Annotated in this window: 1 rRNA gene; it reads right to left on the reverse strand. The window is 50.6% G+C overall.

The features are described from left to right. Positions 1-255: ribosomal RNA gene (locus K1I44_RS15205) — 23S ribosomal RNA — on the reverse strand; the annotation flags it as partial.

The raw sequence follows: 255 nt of genomic DNA on the forward strand, positions 1-255 counted from the left end.
AACATCCTGGTTGTCTAAGCAACTCCACATCCTTTTCCACTTAACGTACACTTTGGGACCTTAGCTGGTGATCTGGGCTGTTTCCCTCTTGACCACGGATCTTATCACTCGTAGTCTGACTCCCGAGCATAAGTCATTGGCATTCGGAGTTTGACTGAGTTCGGTAACCCGATGAGGGCCCCTAGCCCAATCAGTGCTCTACCTCCAAGACTCTTCACTCGAGGCTAGCCCTAAAGCTATTTCGGGGAGAACCAG

Origin of the sequence: Anoxybacillus sp. ST4, assembly GCF_019448545.1 — a bacterium.
In the GTDB taxonomy this organism is placed as follows: Bacteria; Bacillota; Bacilli; order Bacillales; family Anoxybacillaceae; genus Anoxybacillus; species Anoxybacillus pushchinoensis.